The organism is Paenibacillus sp. OV219, from assembly GCF_900110075.1.
Classification (GTDB): Bacteria; Bacillota; Bacilli; order Paenibacillales; family Paenibacillaceae; genus Paenibacillus_Z.
The window spans coordinates 35,413-53,175 of sequence record NZ_FOCJ01000003.1 but is presented as its reverse complement, the minus strand read 5'-3'; the positions used below and the strand labels follow the sequence as shown (position 1 = coordinate 53,175).

The 17,763-nt window shown below is 49.6% G+C and carries 17 protein-coding genes and 1 tRNA gene; 2 read left to right on the top strand and 16 right to left on the bottom strand.

Going from position 1 to position 17,763, the window contains the following annotated elements; translation table 11 throughout:
- Window positions 1-73: 73 nt before the first annotated feature.
- The 3 genes from BMY11_RS09885 to BMY11_RS09875 all read right to left on the bottom strand — a co-directional run bounded on the left by BMY11_RS09885 (window position 74) and on the right by BMY11_RS09875 (window position 3,668).
- Window positions 74-724 (bottom strand): MBL fold metallo-hydrolase, encoded by a 651-nt coding sequence (locus BMY11_RS09885; RefSeq protein ID WP_090574604.1) that lies wholly within the window; start codon window positions 722-724, stop codon window positions 74-76.
- Window positions 725-850: 126 nt separating this feature from the next.
- Window positions 851-2,053, bottom strand: a complete 1,203-nt coding sequence (locus tag BMY11_RS09880; protein WP_090574602.1) for an MFS transporter — start codon at window positions 2,051-2,053, stop codon at window positions 851-853.
- Window positions 2,054-2,093: 40 nt separating this feature from the next.
- Entirely contained in the window at window positions 2,094-3,668 is a 1,575-nt protein-coding gene (locus BMY11_RS09875; protein WP_090574599.1) for an ABC-F family ATP-binding cassette domain-containing protein, read from the bottom strand.
- 164 nt (window positions 3,669-3,832) lie between these two features.
- Here BMY11_RS09875 and BMY11_RS09870 point away from each other — a divergent pair.
- A tRNA-Met gene (locus BMY11_RS09870) sits at window positions 3,833-3,909 on the top strand.
- A gap of 108 nt (window positions 3,910-4,017) precedes the next feature.
- Here BMY11_RS09870 and BMY11_RS09865 read toward each other — a convergent pair.
- From BMY11_RS09865 to BMY11_RS09845, 5 genes are all read right to left on the bottom strand, one after another.
- Entirely contained in the window at window positions 4,018-4,587 is a 570-nt protein-coding gene (locus BMY11_RS09865; protein WP_090574597.1) for a YdeI/OmpD-associated family protein, read from the bottom strand.
- A 111-nt stretch (window positions 4,588-4,698) separates the two neighbouring features.
- Window positions 4,699-6,438 (bottom strand): ABC-F family ATP-binding cassette domain-containing protein, encoded by a 1,740-nt coding sequence (locus BMY11_RS09860; protein ID WP_090574594.1) that lies wholly within the window; start codon window positions 6,436-6,438, stop codon window positions 4,699-4,701.
- A gap of 125 nt (window positions 6,439-6,563) precedes the next feature.
- A complete protein-coding gene (gene rlmH, locus BMY11_RS09855; RefSeq protein ID WP_090574591.1) occupies window positions 6,564-7,043 on the bottom strand; it encodes a 23S rRNA (pseudouridine(1915)-N(3))-methyltransferase RlmH in 480 nt (159 codons plus the stop codon).
- A gap of 3 nt (window positions 7,044-7,046) precedes the next feature.
- The gene (locus BMY11_RS09850) at window positions 7,047-7,214 is read right to left on the bottom strand and encodes a CxxH/CxxC protein (RefSeq protein ID WP_090575646.1); all 168 of its coding nucleotides are present in this window, start codon (window positions 7,212-7,214) and stop codon (window positions 7,047-7,049) included.
- 121 nt (window positions 7,215-7,335) lie between these two features.
- Window positions 7,336-8,808 (bottom strand): S1C family serine protease, encoded by a 1,473-nt coding sequence (locus BMY11_RS09845; protein ID WP_090574588.1) that lies wholly within the window; start codon window positions 8,806-8,808, stop codon window positions 7,336-7,338.
- 184 nt (window positions 8,809-8,992) lie between these two features.
- Between BMY11_RS09845 and BMY11_RS09840 the strand changes: the two genes are divergently transcribed.
- The gene (locus BMY11_RS09840; RefSeq protein WP_256217391.1) at window positions 8,993-9,238 is read left to right on the top strand and encodes a nitrile hydratase subunit alpha; all 246 of its coding nucleotides are present in this window, start codon (window positions 8,993-8,995) and stop codon (window positions 9,236-9,238) included.
- Here the strand turns inward: BMY11_RS09840 and BMY11_RS09835 are convergent.
- The 8 genes from BMY11_RS09835 to BMY11_RS09805 all read right to left on the bottom strand — a co-directional run bounded on the left by BMY11_RS09835 (window position 9,207) and on the right by BMY11_RS09805 (window position 17,665).
- Window positions 9,207-10,013 carry an MBL fold metallo-hydrolase gene (locus tag BMY11_RS09835; RefSeq protein ID WP_090574585.1) on the bottom strand — a complete coding sequence of 269 codons (807 nt, stop codon included), beginning with the start codon at window positions 10,011-10,013 and terminating at the stop codon, window positions 9,207-9,209. The two genes, BMY11_RS09840 and BMY11_RS09835, sit on opposite strands and share 32 nt — an antisense overlap.
- Before the next feature lie 44 nt (window positions 10,014-10,057).
- On the bottom strand, window positions 10,058-10,774 hold the full coding sequence (gene yycI, locus BMY11_RS09830; RefSeq protein ID WP_090574580.1) for a two-component system regulatory protein YycI: 717 nt from the start codon (window positions 10,772-10,774) through the stop codon (window positions 10,058-10,060).
- 50 nt (window positions 10,775-10,824) lie between these two features.
- Window positions 10,825-12,378, bottom strand: a complete 1,554-nt coding sequence (locus BMY11_RS09825) for a YycH family regulatory protein (protein ID WP_090574577.1) — start codon at window positions 12,376-12,378, stop codon at window positions 10,825-10,827.
- Entirely contained in the window at window positions 12,378-14,216 is a 1,839-nt protein-coding gene (gene walK, locus BMY11_RS09820; RefSeq protein WP_090574575.1) for a cell wall metabolism sensor histidine kinase WalK, read from the bottom strand. The genes BMY11_RS09825 and walK overlap by 1 nt, the downstream gene beginning before the upstream one ends.
- A complete protein-coding gene (locus tag BMY11_RS09815) occupies window positions 14,213-14,992 on the bottom strand; it encodes a response regulator (protein WP_090574573.1) in 780 nt (259 codons plus the stop codon). Before BMY11_RS09815 ends, walK begins: the two co-directional genes overlap by 4 nt.
- Before the next feature lie 127 nt (window positions 14,993-15,119).
- On the bottom strand, window positions 15,120-15,275 hold the full coding sequence (locus BMY11_RS28840; protein ID WP_177182583.1) for a hypothetical protein: 156 nt from the start codon (window positions 15,273-15,275) through the stop codon (window positions 15,120-15,122).
- Window positions 15,276-15,314: 39 nt separating this feature from the next.
- The gene (locus tag BMY11_RS09810) at window positions 15,315-16,841 is read right to left on the bottom strand and encodes a M23 family metallopeptidase (protein WP_090574570.1); all 1,527 of its coding nucleotides are present in this window, start codon (window positions 16,839-16,841) and stop codon (window positions 15,315-15,317) included.
- A 134-nt stretch (window positions 16,842-16,975) separates the two neighbouring features.
- Window positions 16,976-17,665 carry a hypothetical protein gene (locus tag BMY11_RS09805; RefSeq protein ID WP_090574567.1) on the bottom strand — a complete coding sequence of 230 codons (690 nt, stop codon included), beginning with the start codon at window positions 17,663-17,665 and terminating at the stop codon, window positions 16,976-16,978.
- Window positions 17,666-17,763 lie beyond the last annotated feature (98 nt).

The window sequence follows — 17,763 nt, the reverse complement described above, 5'->3', positions numbered from 1 at the left end:
TAAGAGCATATTGTTTCATGCTCCCTTGACGAGAAAGGGCACCCATTTGAGGGTGCCCTTCTCTCTTACGTACCTATTTATAATCCATCGTAACGACGCCGGCATATCCGGCGAGGCTTTCTTTAGATATGTCTAATACCTTCACGTCTGTTGTTTGCGTTCCGGCAGCCTCGAGGAATTTGTCTACCTTAGCGAAGATGATCCTGCCGAGAATACCCAATGCCTTTGTACTATAATGCATCGGAATCGCTACAGTCGCTTTCAATTGGCGCATCACTTGAACGGCCTCCGGCCCATCAAGCGTCATCCTTCCCCCTACGGGCACGATGAGAACGTCCACTTTGCCGATGGCTTGGACTTGTTCCTCTGTGAGCAGATGCCCCAGATCTCCGCAATGACAGATCGTCAGTCCGTCCATCCGGAAGCGAAAAACAATATTAGGCCCTCTTTTCTTGCCTTGCACCTTGTCGTGGAATGTTTTGAAACCGCTAATGTTCACATCGCCAAGGCTGTATTCCTTCGGTTCGTTCACAAGCAAATAATTGCCCGAAGCGGCCTTCACCTTATTGTGATCGCCATGATTATGCGTAACAACGACAATGTCCGATTCAATCGGTACCGGCATGCGGTAGCCAAGAAACTTATAATAGGGATCGATGAGAATCCTCGTTCCGGCATCCGAAGTCAGCAGATAAGAAGAATGACCAAACCATTTGATCTTCATGAGTCAAGCACTCCTTCCGTGCCCGGTTATGACTCCCTGCAAAAATATTAACCGGAGACATCTCCACTTAATATTAATTTGAGAGGACTCCGCCTGTCAAGGCGATTGAGTTTTGAGTGTTAGGTTTCATGTGAGATTCAGCGTTTTTTTATTTCGAAGGCCCTGGCTGCTCTTCTTGTGAATAATAGACATACCTATAAAGATACAGGAGGAAATAAGGGCTAATACTGAGCCTATTGTATATAACACATTAAAGTCATAGTGATCGATAATCCAGCCGCCACTACTGCTAGCAATAAGGCTCGCCAAACTACCAGCAATAATGGCGAAAATGGTTTGGCCTGTCGCCTTTAAGCCCCCAGGGCTCATTTCATAAATAAAATTGACCGCCGCTGCTGTGTACAAACCGAAAGTAATCCCATGCAGCATCTGGCTCATGAATAATAGCTGGAACGTCGGTTCCAAGGAAAGCACGAACCACCGAAGGGTTGCAGCGCCCGCACAAAAAGCGAGCACATTGAAATAACCAAACCGTCGCAGCAAGTATGCAGAAAGAATAAACAGCGGTAACTCGCTTAGTGCTGAAACCGTGCTGAGCACACCGAGCTCCTGAGCTACTTCTCCGCCTAATTTATTGACAAGTAACGGGAAGAACACCATATTGAAGCCATTAGCAAGCCCGATCAAAAAAGCAGACAGTAGAAATACCACAAAATAGCGATTGGTTGCTAACTGACGGAATCCGGCAGCCATGGCATTTGTTTTTGCTTTCTTCCCCTCAGAAGACGGTTTTACTTGCAGCAACGCTAAGAGTGCAATTAAACTCGTAACGAGATAAGTAACAAATATCATATTAATGCCCAAGTGATTGTACATAATGCCAAGCGGAGTCACTGTGAGCGCAAAGCTGACCGATCCTAATACACGGATTCCCCCATAGCTTTGACCATTTGCCCTGGCATGGCTTAACGTAATTTCTTCCATATTGGGCCTCACGGCCAAAGACAGAAAGAAATATACCGCAGACACAATGATATACATGTAAAACCGCTCTTTGCCTAGCAAGTAACCGAAAGTAACGATCGGCGTCAGCATTAAGCTCACCATCAACAACCGCTTTCCTATTCCATAACGATCGCTAAGATAACCCCAGACCGTCTGAGCCGCAAGTCCGATTAACGGTCCCAGTGAGTATAGAAATCCGATCTGTTGGTTGCTAAGCCCTTTCTGGGAGAACCAGTAACTTAAGAATGGAACGAACGAAGCATTGGATATGTAGAACACAAACATAAATACATGCATCGAATATTTGTTGATTGATGGGTTCATAAGTAACTTCCTTTACACGAAACATATAGGCCATTCTCATCTACAAATTCTGCTCGCTCACTCCCGCTACTGGATCGAAGGTCAGCATCTTAGTCCCAATCTTATCAATGAAGAAGCGATCATGGCTGACCGTAATGACGGCGCCGGGGAAGTGGATCAGAGCTTGCTCCATGACCTGAATGCTCATGAGATCCAGATGATTGGTCGGCTCGTCCAAGATGATAACCGCCGCACCGGATAGAAGACACTTGGCTAGCGCCACCCGAGCCTTCTGGCCGCCGGACAGATGGCTGATCATCTTGCTTAGATCCGCTTCCGAGAATTGCAGCATGGACAGAAACTTATTCACCTTTTTGCGCGGAGCATCCAGTCCCAATCCGTACGTATTCACCGCATGGCTGACGGTATCCTTCGGATCAAGCTCCTCCCACATTCGGTTGAAGTAAGCGTAGCTAACGCCCTTCTCCCAGATAACCTCTCCGGACTCCGGATTCTCCTGCCCAGTAAGCGCCTTAATGAGCGTGGATTTCCCGCTTCCGTTCGGTCCCACGATGACCAAGCGATCTTCCCTCTGGATATCGAAGCTAACGTTCTCGAAGATCTGCCGCCCCTCGTAGGTTTGCCCGATCTGCTTCACTTCGCATAGCTTGTCCGGGAAGCGCAGCTTCTCGTAGATATCGGTAATCAGCACGTTAACGGGATGAGGCTCGATCCGCTTCTTATTATCTGCCAGCTTACGCGAGAGACGGTCCTTGGAACCGGACTTCCTGCTCGCACGGTCGTCGATTGCCTCGGATTCCATAAGAAGCAGCTCTTCTTCCCACTCGAACTGGCGGTCCAGCTCCTTCTTGCGCATTTTCTTCTTACGGATGTAGTCGGTATAGTTGCCTTCGTATTCTTGAAAATGATAGTTCTCGATCTCGATCGTGCGCGTCACGACCTTGTCGATAAATTGCCGGTCATGCGACACCAGAATCATGGCTCCCTTGAATCGGTACAGCCACTGCTCCAGCCACGCGATGCCTTCCATATCCAAGTAATTCGTCGGCTCGTCGAGCAGAACGACATCGGGTAGCTCGATTAACATCTTCGCGAGCGCCGCGCGGTTACGCCATCCTCCGGACAACTCATCGATCGGCTGATTGCGAGATCGGTCGTTAAACCCTAGCTTCGTAAGCACCGTGTTAATCTCGACGGACACGTTCCAGCCATCGAGATGATCCATTTGCTCGAATAGCTCCGCCTGCCTCGCCAGCAGCCTGTCCATTTCGCTATCGTCGGTAACCATTCCCAGCTTGTCTCCGACCTCTTGCAGCTCACGTTCAATAAGGGCCACCTGCTCGAAGCAGGCTTCCAGTTCTTGCTGAACGGACAGGCTTCCTCTCAGTTCCGAGAATTGCGAGAAATACCCGATCCGCGACTGAGTATCTATCTCCACCTTGCCGGACGTCGGCTCTTCTTGGCCCATGATGAGCTTAAATACCGTCGACTTGCCGGCGCCATTCCGTCCGATAAGGCCGATGCGTTCCCCTTGGATAACGCGAAAATAAATATCTCGAAAAATCATGGACTCTTCATACTTCTTCGTGACGTTCTCCAAACGTATTACACTCATGGCTATCACCTTTCTGGATTCAACACTCTAGCGTGATTATACCATCCCCGCCTTACGAATACTCCTTACGAGCGATTCCCATTAAAGAGCTTGCACTTTAGCTCGAACTACTGTAGTATGAGAGACCTGACCAACGTTAAGACCAATATGCTTAGTTATTCTATCGCGGGGTGGAGCAGCCCGGTAGCTCGTCGGGCTCATAACCCGAAGGCCGCAGGTTCAAATCCTGCCCCCGCAACCAACTTACAATCAACTCGTTCTTATATAAAAATGCCTTTAACCCGCAGAATGCGGATTAAAGGCATTTTTCTTTGTTCTCTTTTTCCTGAAAAATTCGTTAAAGGGGATATTAATCATCTAGTAGTCGTCCGTTATCGTTCCATTGACCGTACATTTTGTTTTCTCTCGTGTTTGTTATGAATTTGTCTAATCTGCTCATAAATAATTCCGGTTGATCCTTATAGCTTTGTATCGTGTCGATCCGAACTCTTTTATAAAGATCTGGAAATGCCATGAAATTCTCATATACTTGCTTTTCCTCCATTAGCCTTTGCTCTATTACGCTATCTATTCTGAAAGAATCGTAATCCATATTAGGAAGAACCGTTCTTCCTTCGTCTTTCATAAAGCCCAGCTTTTCAAGACGGCGGACACGTTCTTTATTTAATTCAGTCCATGTACTTTTTTTACTTCTAGGAGATAGTCTCTGAGCCAGCTCCGTTTCAGAAATTTTCTTTTTGACTCCATCGATCCAACCGACGCACAATGTTTCCTCGACCGCGTCCAAATATAACAACCTATTAGGGATAGGTGTCATACTAACCAAGACCCAGCAACACTTTTCAGTCTTACAATTGTTCTGCAGCCACATTCCTACATCTTCTCTAGATTGTACGGGAAGTAAATTTTCAATTTCCATAGATAAATACGTTTCCTTTCTAGACTCCTGCCACATCCATCGGCGACTGAAAATTACAACCCCACAGGAGATCCTGCGGGGTTGTTTCGTGCGCAATTAGAGGGTTGTAATTTAAAGCAACTTAATCAGCTCTTCTAGCTCCTCAACCAATACTTTTGCAAGTTCAAAATTAGTATCTTTTAAAGCCAATTCTATTTTCATTTCAACTGCTTTTTTATTTTGTTCATTTTCTAGATAGTCTTTATCAAAATGACTAGCATAAATCATCTGTCTAAATTTTCGCATACTCATTTTTCTGATCGTCTTATCTTCAATGATTAAAACATAATCCATACCATTTACAACAGAATAGAAATCATGCGAAATCATGAGAATCGCACCTTTATAGTCCTCAATGGCTTTCTCCAGTGCTATTTGTGTATAGGTGTCTAAATGGCTTGTCGGCTCATCAAGAAGCAATACGTTTGCTTTACTGGCAGAAACTTTAGCCAATTGAAGTATATTTTTTTCCCCACCAGATAAAGATGCTATCTTTTGATTAACGATTTCTCCTTCAAAGCCATAGTTAGAAATATACGATCTAACCTCATCATAAGTTTTAAACCCAGCATCGATGAATTCTTCGAGTATTGTATTAGAATCCTTTAGCATTTCGCCTTGAATCTGAGATAAATAAGCCACTTTAACATCAGCATTTATTTCAATTGAATCATGATTATTTTTAAAGATATCTCGGAGTAAAGTCGTTTTCCCGGTACCGTTTGAACCAATAATGGCTACTTTATCCGTTGATTTTATCTCAAAGTTAACATTGTCTAAAAGCAGCTCATCAAAGGAAACACTATAATCTTTGACATTTACAACAATGGCGTCTTCAATTTCATTCTCAATACCAAAACTAATATTCGGTTGCTTAATATCAACAAACGGCGCTTTAATTCTACGCGCTTCCAATCTTTCTTGAAACTTAACTCTAGCTTTTAATGCTTTCCCTCTAGATGCTTCTGAATTATAAGTTGCGATAACTCTAAGATTATTGATTATGTTCTCGTTTCTCTTCATTTCTTCATCCTCAGCGATTGTAAGTTCTTGTAACTCAACTTTAGTCTGAAGCAATGAGAAGTTATAATCCATATATCGCCCGTCAAACTCTTGGATCTCCGTGTTTTCAAGGTGAATAATTTTGTTAAAACAATGATTCAATAGATATCGGTTATGCGTAACAACTAGCAGTATTCCTTTGTGAGAATTAATAAGATTTTTAAGTGAATTTAGGTTTTCAAAGTCTAAAAATACATCTGGTTCGTCCATAATCATTAATTCTGGACTACTAAGCATTTCCTTCATCACTTGAATAAGCTTGAATTCCCCACCACTCAGGTCGGTTACCCTAACATCTTTTAGCTTCATGAGGTTTGCTAAATTTAATTTCTTATTAATCTTGCTTTCAAAATCTTCCCCACCGATTGAATCAAATGCTTCTAAAGCGAATTGATACTTTTCTAATAAAGAATCAATATCCGATGATGTTTCCATTTCAGTAAAAATAGATGTTATTTCATTTTGTATCTTAATAAATTGTTCCCCTATATATTCAAAAACTGTTGTTTCTTTCGTTTTGTCTAGTTGTGAGAATTGACTTACATACCCAATTTTGCAAGTCGGATCTATTTCTAACATGCCCTCGAACATATATCTTTCTGGATCCATCAGTATATCTATCAATGTACTTTTCCCACTGCCACTTGTTCCTATAAAAGCGCAATGTTGTGCCTCTTCAAGCGTAAATGAAATGTTTTTATATAGTTCTTTTTGTGGAAATGAGAAGGATAAGTTATTCACTTTTATCATAGTATTTCCTTTCTTTATAACTAAAATAGTCTACTTCTTCAACTGATTTCATAAAAGCGCCGGAATGAACTCGACTTTGATCTTAGCCGGTTAGCCAACGGAATAGTTACAATAAAAACTTGCCGTCACTTATGATAAGGTTCCCCCCGATTTATCTTCACCGCCCGGTACACCTGCTCCAGCAGCACCAGCCGCATGAGCTGGTGCGGCAGCGTCATGCGCCCGAAGCTCAGCTTCTGCTGGGCGCGCTTCAGCACGGCGGGCGCGAGGCCGTTGCTCCCGCCAATGACAAAAGCCACGTGGCTCCGCCCATACGTGGCTAAATGATCGAGCTGCCCTGCGAGGTCTTCGCTCGACCACAGCTCACCGTCTAGCGCCAGCGCGACGACATGCGCGTCCGACTTAATAACCGCGAGCAGCCGCTCACCCTCGCGCTCGCGAACAATAGCTTCCTCGGCGGCGCTCATCGTCTCGGGCGCCCGCTCGTCCGGCACCTCCGTGAGCGTGAGCTTCACGTACGGACCAAGACGCTTCGCGTATTCGGCGATGCCGAGTACGAGATACTTCTCCTTCAGCTTTCCAACTGCTGCTATCTGAATATGCATCGCCTACACCACCAAGTACTCGGCAATGCTCTGACACATGTCGCATGTTGCCGGCGCTTCCCATTCCGTAAATTTCGTCGTCACCAGATCGACGATATCCGGTGCATCCTCATAATCATCCACAAACTTATCAATCGCCAGCTCCACATGGTCTTTGCATACACAAAACATCGTTTCTATATCCCCCAGCTCTCTTATTTTCGTCCCCATCCACGCAAAGAGATCAGCCCGTCATATGCAGGCCTCCATCAGGAGCTGCACGAGCTGATCCGCTTCTTCATGACTTATACTGCTAGTCTTCCAACTTCTCCTCAAGCTTAAACGTCGTCGTCTGCTTCTTACCGTCACGATAGTACGTAATCTTGATATTGTCCCCGATGGACTTCTCACCGTACAGATATTTGCGGAGCTCCAGCGTACTGCTGATCGTCTGATTGTCCAGCTTCACAATAACATCGCTGTACTTCAGGCCCGCTTCCTCAGCCGGACCAACGGCTTGCAGCACGATAACGCCGTCATGGACATTATCCGGCAGCTTCAGCTCCCCTTGAGGCGCCATCATTCCTTCACTGTCATCGCCTGGAGCAATGCCCCCGCCAGCACCCGCATCAGAACCACCATCAGCATCCGAGCCACCTGCATCAGCAGAACCATCCGCACCATCCGTGCCACTCGGAGCCGCTTCATCCCCGTCTCCGCCTAGACCAGCACTACCGCCATCACCCTGTGCAGCCGCAGCTGCTGCTGCTTGCTGCTCCAAGTACCGCGACAGATCCATCGTGTACACGCCAAGGTACGGACGTAGCACTTTTCCATGCTCCAGCAAGCTCTGTACGATCGGCATCGCCGAATGCGATGGAATCGCAAAGCCCACGCCCTCAACGCCATAATCGGCAATCTTCATGCTGTTAATGCCGACCACATGCCCGTCCAAGTCGATGAGCGGACCCCCGCTGTTGCCTTGGTTAATGGACGCGTCAATCTGAACGACTTCCTGCTCCCAGTCATAATTGCCGTCCTGGCTGAGCGACACCGGAATGATCCGCTTTGTCTTGCTCACAATGCCCATCGACAGCGAATCGCTAAGTCCCAGCGGATTGCCGATCGCCATAACCCATTGGCCCGCGCGCAGATCCTCGGACTCGCCGAACTGAGCTACCGTATCAATGCCCTTCGCATCAATTTCGAGCACAGCCAGATCCGTGATCTCATCCTTGCCGATAATCTTCGCGTCACGCGTCTCGCCATTGCTCAGCACTGCTTTCACAGCCGCCGCATCTGCAATAACGTGATTGTTCGTAATGATGTGCGCCTTGCCGCCGACCTTTTCAAAAATAAACCCGGAACCAAGGGCAGCCTGCTCCAGCTGCGTAGAGCCATCACCAGACGTCTCCCCGCTGCCATCAGCATCAGCACCAGCGCCTGAACCAGCTCCGCCCTGACCAGCCGGTATCGCCTGCTCATTAATGATGCTCACGACTGCCGGACGAACCTTCGCCGCCGCCGAAATCGTCTTCTCCAGCGGATCGTTCATCGACACATTCGTAACGCCTGCCACTGCTTTAACCGCTTCACTGCCCCGGTCAAAACCGGTGAACAGCCCGAACACGAGCGCCACCGCCGCCGCGCTAATCAGCGAAGAAGTAAGCGCAACGCGCAGCACCGAACGGCCGCCGCTGCGACGCGCACCAATTGCACGGTTCTTCTCCCAAAGCGTACGCCGCGACACACGCGTTGAATAGAAATCATCATCGAATAAGCTCATCTATAATCGCTCCTCTCGATGCCTCACTCACTCTCGCACGATCCTACGAATGAACGAGCAGTCATCAGAGATTATTATTTTTCGAATCTAGGAATGATATCGGTAGAATAGACTACAATAATAATATGAACTTCCAAATTAGCCCAAACACCGCCAACGAAGGCGATAAAAGGAGCGAATCCCTATGCCTCGCAAAGCAATGCCTGCCACATCCTCATCCGCAGCATCAGCTCTTGATCATCTGAATCTCGTAGCCAAGCTCGCTGATCTCAAAGAGGATCACTATCGTACCCTCCTCACGCTCAGCGCCGTGACCGAGCTGCTCATCGATAAAGGACTAATCTCCCCGGAGGAGCTTGAACGCAGAATCAACACGCTCGACTCGGAGTTGGACGAGCTTATCGACGCCTCACTTCATCCCATGCCGTAGGCCGATCATGATACGTTTCCCGCAGCGGATGCTCTTCTCTCTTAAAGAAGAAGCCGTTGTTCTCGAGAATCTCATTCACCGTCATCCGCGCAAGATCCATCATGTTATGATCGAGGCTTAAGTGCGCCAGATAAACCCGCTTCGTCCGGTCCGTCATCAGCTGACATAAAGCTTCACCAGCCGCTTCATTCGACAAATGCCCGACATCGCTCAAGATACGCCGCTTAATATTCCATGGGTAACGCCCCATCCGCAGCATATTTACGTCATGATTCGACTCCAGCACGAGCACATCTGAATCCTCAATCATTCGCCTTACTTTATCGCTTACATAGCCAAGGTCTGTCGCCAGACTCAGCTTTACATTATCATCTTCAAACACATAGCCGACCGGTTCAGCCGCATCATGCGAGATCGCGTAAGACGTCGTTCGCATAGAACCGAAGTTAGCTGTCTCGCCTGTCTCCATAATAACCCGCTGCTCCGCCGTAATCTGTCCCACATGCCGCTCCAGCGCACCCCAAGTCGCCTCGTTGGCGTAGATGGGCAGATTATGCTTCCTTGCAAAAGCACCCAGACCTTTAATATGATCGGAATGCTCATGCGTCACAAGAATCGCATCAATCTCATGCCCCGCAACGCCTTGCATCCGCATAAGCTCATCCAAACGTTTCATACTCAAACCGGCATCGATGAGAACAGTTGAATCCTCACACTGCACAATTGTTGCATTACCGGTCGACCCGCTCCCAAGTACCGTAAACCGAATTCCCATCCCCTGTTCAAACCTGTCCTTTCCCCAAAAGCACCGTTATTCCCTTATTCCGTTACAACTTCCCCACTGATCGCATTCATATAGTACTGCCCGCCATCCTCCAGCAGCACGCGCCACGTCGGTGCCGACACCTGCGTGTCCGAGTTAAAGATTTGCCCGTGATAGCCGAGTTTAATTTCCTGAATGACCGCGCCGTTCTTCAACTGGTTCTCGATGAGGCTTGTCACTACTTTCGTCGCGGACAGCACTGTCTGCGCCTGCGCCTTCTCCGAAGGAAGCAGCTCAATCAAATCCTGCTTATATGCGGTAATCTTCTGGTTGCTATAGAACAGCTCCAGCTTCACATCGAACATCGGACGACCATCTGCCATCCGGTAAAGAATAAACTCATTCTCAAGTCTTGGACCGAGCGTATACTCATCAAGCTCCGGAATAACGCCTCCCAGGCTTGCCTGCAGATCCTTATCGACAAACACCACTTTACTATCAACCGGCGTCTTCAGCTCATGCCGCTCGCCCTTGCCGAGACCGACCTTCACCTTATAAGTGAGATCGCGCAGCTCAGGCGTTTCCGAAGGAATGCTCGTCCCAAGCTTAATCTTCTTCTCTTCAATGAGCGCTTGCGTCTCCGGAGACAGATCACTCACATTCGCGCTCGTGCGCAGCCCTTCCCGGATATTGGACCAGAGCTGGTAGCCAAGCACGAGATTCAGCAGCAGAAACGCAAAAATCAACACACTCTTCGCCCTGCCCCAGTCCATCCCTTCAACCCCTTCACAGGCCATGCCATCTGAAAATAGAACCGTACCCTTTAGTTGCCATTGCCAGCATTACTCGAAGCCGTGGACGTCCCATCTACTGTGGAGCCCGCCTTCGCACCGCTGCTTCCGCTAGCTGTGCTCACCGCATTCCCGCTTTTGGTGCTCGAACCTGCACCCCTGCCATTGCCCGGCAGAACCATCCGCCCATCGGTCAGACCAACGCTGCCAGTGCTGACGCCACCAGTCGTTGCCGGTGTCTGCTTCACGATCGGCGCACCGCCCGGCTCACCTGGCTGTGGCTTATAGCCGCCTGGGATCGCCGGCAGCAGTATTACCTGCGTCCCATCGAGCAGCCGCACCGCCCATACTGGCGCGAGCAGCATCGTGTTCTTGTCAGCCGGCGAAGCTTGCAGTGCCGGGAATAGCGCGGTCACTTCCAGTCTGCGCGAATAATGCTCGAGCGCACTCTCAACCATACTGCCGCCCGGCAACCAGCGAATATCACGCTTCTGCGGCTTCTTCTGCAGTGTCAGCAGCGACCGCTCATATTCCGAGACGACACCCTGGAGCATCCGCAGCTTCATGCTGCCGAACAAGAATGTCTCTTGCGGAATGATTGGATACGAGCCGTAATACTGTTGGAACCGCAGCACTTGCACGCTCTGTTCGAATGAGCCTGCATGCACGAACCGGTGCATGCCATCCCAGCCGCCATGCTGGTTAATGAACTGAATTGCGGCGTAGACATTTTGGCTCTCATTGTCTTCTTGACCTTGCCCGGCAACCGGATCGGTATAGCTGATCCACCGCCCGTTCTGCTCGACCTGCAAGCCGCGCTTGCCATCCGTATAGATCTGTGAGCCGCCCCGATCACTAATGACCCTCGTAACCCCTGGATCGAAGAACAGATAACGCTGCATCTGTTCAGGCGAATAGCTCTCATACTCGACCACCGACTGCATGGACTCGATCGGTCCGTCCGGGATATAGATATCGTCGCCGATCCGCCGGTAGCCCACCTGATACTCGCCATAGCCGACATACATTTGCACATCTTGGGCGGTCAAATCTGCCTTCACGGATTCGTATACCGTTATATTGTCCGTGCTGAAGAAGTAGGTACGCACCTCATCACGGTCACTGCTTTTGTAAATCCAGATTCGATTGATGACGTCATTCAGGAAGGTTACATCTCCCTCAAGCTTTAGCACTTTGCTGAGCAGCTGAGCCGGCACACCGCGCCCGAACCGAAGCTCAAGCCCTTGATCGCGATCCCGAACATCATCCCAATCGACCACAACCGCAGGGCTCTTCTGGAACCCTTTGAACTCGCGGCTTTTAATTTTACCGAAGATCAGATTGTAGAAGTTGGACGCCGGATACAGCACCGTGTGCTTCCCTTTGCCAAGATGCAGCACCATATCCTCTGGAAAAATAACGTTCTCGACTTTCTCCTCTTGCCCCATCGGTTCCGACTGCACATAACCTTGCTGCTGCGGCGTCGTGGTGACCCCGAGCCCCGGCATGCTGTAGGCAAGCAAATAACTTTGAATCAAACTCATAACGACGAGCGCCGTCAACACAATTGTCTTCAGCTTGTCCATTACGCGCGCTCACCTCCGCTCACTTGTGTAGGGAGGATGACCGTTACCGTTGTTCCCTCGTTCAGCTCAGAATCGAGCGTAATATGACCTCCATGCGCCTTCACAATTTCCCGGGCAATTGACAGCCCAAGGCCTGTCCCGCCCATATTGCGCGAGCGCGCTTTATCAACACGATAGAACCGGTCGAAGATGCGGCCGAGATCCCGTTTCGGAATGCCGATACCCGTATCCTTCACGCTGATCGCAATGGAGGCGGGCTCGATCTTGCGGGCAGCGATCTCAATGTGTCCGCCATCAAGCGTATATTTGATCGCATTGGACACAAGGTTGTCCAATACTTGATCGATCTGATCTCGGTCGAGCCACACTAACGTGATGGAATCTTCGACCCGCACGGTCGCCCGAATCGCTTTCTTACGCAGCTGAAAGGAGAAGCGATCAGCCACTTCTTCCAGCATATCCGGCACATTCGTTTGCTGCCGGCGCAGCGGCGCCTGGTTCGAGTCCAGCCGCGACAGGTGGAGCAGATCCGTGACGAGCCGAATCATCCGCTCAGTCTCGTTCCGAATAACACCGACGAAGCGCTGTCCGAGCTCGCGCTCATCCATAGCGCCATCATCAAGCGCCTCTGCGTAACTCTTGATCGTCGTTAGCGGCGTCCGCAGCTCATGCGATACGTTCGCGACGAACTCGCGACGCGACTGCTCCAGCCGCTCTTGCTCCGTCACGTCCTGCAGAACCGCAATCGTGCCGGAGATGCCTTGATCACGGCGATGAATCGGCGTCATCGTTAGCCGCAGCAGCTCTTCTTCTTCATCGCCCTCTGTCTGCACCTGGTACAGAACCGCCGATTGATCGCCGCCTCGCAGCAACGCCGTAATCTGCGACTCTTCCATGCTGAACAGATCACCGAGGCGGATGCCTTCATAATCGTCCCGGCGCAGCATCTCCTGCGCTCGCCGGTTCGTTATCATAACGACGCCGCGTTCATCTGCAGCAACGACGCCGTCGCTCATGTTTGCGAGAATCGAGGAGATCTTCTCCTTCTCCTCTTCATTGGCCGACAGCGCATCGCGCAGGCGCATCGTCATATCATTGAACACTTCACTCAAGCGGCCAATCTCGTCATTGCCGAGAATCGGCACGCGCTGGTCGAATTGACCTTCCGCAACGGCCGCAGCCTGCCTTGTCAGTGCTTTTATCGGGTTCGTAATCGTTGTTGCCAGCAGAATGCCCAGTACGCCTGTGAGCCCAAGCGCGAGCAGCATCCCCGACATGAAGATCCGGTTGATCCGATCGACCGTCGAATACAGCTCCTTCATCGAAGCGACAAGATAGACGGCGCCTACAATCTTATCACTGTACACGATCGGCTTCGCGATGACCTTCTTGCGAATGCCGTCCTCATCGATAATCTCCTCTTCATTGTCGCGAATGTTTTGAAGCGCGCGGCTGACCACGAGTGACGTGTTCTTCTTGCCAATGTAGGATTGATGGGACTGCAGCGACGTTGCTAGCACCTTGCCGCTCGCATCAAGAATTTGAATCTCAGCCTCGCTAATGCTGAACAAGCTGCTAACGAGCACACCAAGATACTCCTCCGTTGTCTGATCGCCGGTATTGCCCGGTTGATCCGGCTGATTTGATAACGTCTGAGCCGAAATTTGCGAAAGCAAATTCGCCTGCTCATTCATGTTGTTCGTGAACGTCGACGTTAGCGACGTCTTCATCGTACTTATGAAATAAACGCCAATCAGCTGCATTGCGATAAGAATGAGCAATACATAGATGATGATCAGCTTCACTTGAATCGTTCGGAAAAAACGTATCCCGTTCATCCGTAGCCGAACCCTCCGGATTTCGGATTACGCATCAAATACCCGAGACCTCGGCGGGTCAAAATATACTCCGGACGGCTTGGGTCGTCCTCAATCTTCTCGCGCAGACGCCGTATTGTCACGTCGACGGTACGCACATCGCCGAAATACTCGAAGCCCCAGACCGCTTGCAGCAAATGCTCGCGCGTCATGACCTTACCGCAGTTGCGCGCCAGGTAGTACACAAGCTCGTATTCACGGTGAGTCAGGTCAAGCGGTTCATTGTCTTTGTAGACGACATACATGTCCGTATCTATAAACAGATTAAAGATGCCGAGGCCTTGCTTCTCCTCCACACCAGCTGCCGTTGTCGTACCCGCACCGGAAGCAGCTCCACTAATCGCTGCAGCAGCTGCAGCCGAAGCAGCATCGTTCTTCGTCCGGCGTAAATGCGCTTTCACCCGTGCGAGCAGCTCGCGTGTGCTAAATGGCTTCGTGACGTAATCGTCCGCTCCAAGCTCAAGGCCGAGCACTTTATCAAGCTCTGTATCTTTCGCTGTCAGCATAATGATCGGCGTCTGCAGACGAGTGCGCACCTCGCGGCACACGTCCATGCCGTCCTTCACCGGCAGCATCAAATCAAGCAAAATCAAATCAGGCAGCTCTTCGAACGCGAGCCGCACCGCTTCTCCCCCATCGAAGGCGCAAATCACTTGATAGCCTTCCTTCTCGAGGTTGAATTTTATAATGTCCGCAATCGGTTGTTCATCATCAACTACTAATATTTTACCGTGCATCGCTACACCGCCTGTCGCTTATGCAATCTTTATCTATTTTAACATAGGTAGGACAGCAGTTCCCAATGAAAGTTCCCTCATATCAGGGGAGATTTGGTCGAATGCACGAAAACTTGTCGTGAGTTCTCTACGACAAGTTTTGCGTGAACACGAGAATGATGTCGCCGGATGGACTGACATTGTTTTGCGTGAACACAAGAATGGTGCCCCCAGGTACTTGGCGAATCATTCTGCGTGAACACGCAAACCGTGTCGCCGCACCACTTACCTCCAAATAAAACAAAAAAACACCACCCGGCATCACCGGATGGTGTCTCATCTCTTACAAATATTTCAACGGATTCTGCAGAACGCCGTTCTTATGAACCTCAAAGTGCAAATGCGTACCGAAGGAGTGGCCTGTGTTGCCCATAACTCCAATACTTTGCCCTTGCTCGACCGTCTGGCCCTTCTTGACCGTAATCTTGCTCAAGTGGCCGTAGTACGTTTCGTAACCGTTATTGTGATTGATAATGATGCAGTTTCCAAGTCCCGGTCGTGTCCCAGTGAACGTCACCGTTCCGTTGTCCGCAGCCTTAATGTTATGGTTTCCGACCATGTCGACACCGCGGTGAAGCGCACCCCATCGCTGGCCGAAATAGCTCGTCAGTCGATGACCGGTAACCGGCCATGCGAAACGACCGCTGCCCTCATTGAGAACGACCTTTGTACCCTTCATGACAATAGCGGGAACGGAAGGTTCCAAGACAACTTCACTGATCAGCTCTTCGCTCATCAGATAGCCATTTTGCTTCACAAGGCGATACACGAGCTGTTTCTTCCCGCTTTGCCCCTCGCGAATAACCTTTTGCTGACCTGCCTTCATGTTGCTGTTCTTCTGAACAACGGTTTGTGGATCGATAGATTCCGTCTCCGTCACGTTCTCTACCGTTTGAACGGTCACTTGCGGTTTAAGTACAGTTAGATCAAGCATGTCACCGACTTTAATCACATCGTCCTTGATCCACTTGTTCCGCTCATAGATAACTTGAGGGGATATGTCGAACTTCTGTGCGATACACCCGACACAGTCGCCATCTTGAACCGTATATTTGGTCGGTTTCACCGTACCTTTAATAATTTGCAAGTAAAGCTGCTCCGGATCAGCAATATCCGCTGGTTGCACATCCGCTGCCTTCAGAGCGACGTTCTCGACAATCTTCACGGACTTGAGCGCCGTCTTGGATTTCACGCTGCCATCGTCGGAGTACGACAATGCGGTCACTTCCGCTGCCGCAACCTTGCCGGTCTTCGTCTGCGGTTTATATTTGCTCTGCACCCGCTCAAGAAGCGCGTTTGCTGTCGCTTTATCCTTCACCACACCGACACGCTTACCGTTTACAACCATTTCAACGCCTTCAGCATGAGAGCTGAATAAGCCTTCGAGCTTCTGTAGCGTAATCGCTGTGTCCGGCTCAGCCTTGTAAGCACTCTTAGCCCCAAATGTGATCTTACCTGTATCGAGGACCATTGTCATATCAGCTTTGCTTGCCTTCAAATCCTGCTTCTTCTGGCTAATGAGGTCTACGACTTGATCCTTCGACTTCACTTCGCCAATAAGATTACCGTTCTGATATACTTCAACAAAATCTACTGTATGAGCTTTCACATATTGAGTGCCGGTCAATCCGACAATCGCAAGCAAAGCAATTCCGCTGACTGCAGCTACGAGCGGCTTCTTACGCAGCATCCGCTTCACCGTAGTGCCTTCACTCGGCGCATCTGAATGTCCAAGCGTACTGGCGGGTCTATCGCCCCGGATAGATTGAATCAGCTTCCGGAATCGACCCTTATCATTAAAAAAGGCCATATTCGTCTCCTTATTTCGCGATATGTTTCGTAAAATAGATCGTTTTCGACAACAAAATCGTTTATTGTCAGGCTACGAGTTATACTTTAACATAACGCAATATAGCGGTTCAACCAAACGGCCTTACAGTAATATTAATATTTGCTCAGAATTGACAGCATTTCATCATATTCACTTCGGTCCAAATGCTGCGCCATCAGCTGCTGCACCTGAGTCATTTCGCTGTCCGTCAATCCGTCTTCCATCAGTTTCGAGATCGTCTGCATTGCATCCTGAGGCAGCTTCTGCATCATAACGCCGAACAGCTTCTCCTTATCTGCATCGCTAATTTGCGACTTGGCTTCATTCAACTGATCAGTCGTCATCGCTACTTCATCCTTCGAAGCATCTGCACTCTCCTGCGATTGCGACTGTGACCCGGCATGATCGGTATTTGTATCCGTCCCTGCCGCGCTGCTATTTCCCTTCGGTCCCGTTCCTCCTCCAATATCGCTAAGCTCGCCTGAGGGCTGCTGGCTGAACGCATCAACGGAATCCGACTTCTCCTTGCCATCCTGGTTGCTTGCCGCCTGCGTTTTATCGGAGCCCGAATCTGCAGCTGTACTGCCATTTGACTTTACCGCTGGATCAGCTCCCCATAGCTCGCCCCATACACTACTAAGCGCGAATGGCTTCTCTTCAAGCGGTATATGAAACTGCTTGAGCAGCGTCTCCACATAGCTATTGACGATATATCCGGTCGTCCAGATCGACAAGAAGCTGATAAGAAGCGCCGCGGCGATCGTCTTTGCCAGCCATCCGGTTATTTTCGTTAGTTTCCACATTTCGTTCACCCTCCCCTGAAGGGCATTTTGCCCATACTTCTTAGTATTTCCCCCCTTTCCAGGAACCATTCATCCCCATGGCAAAAAGAAAGAGGATA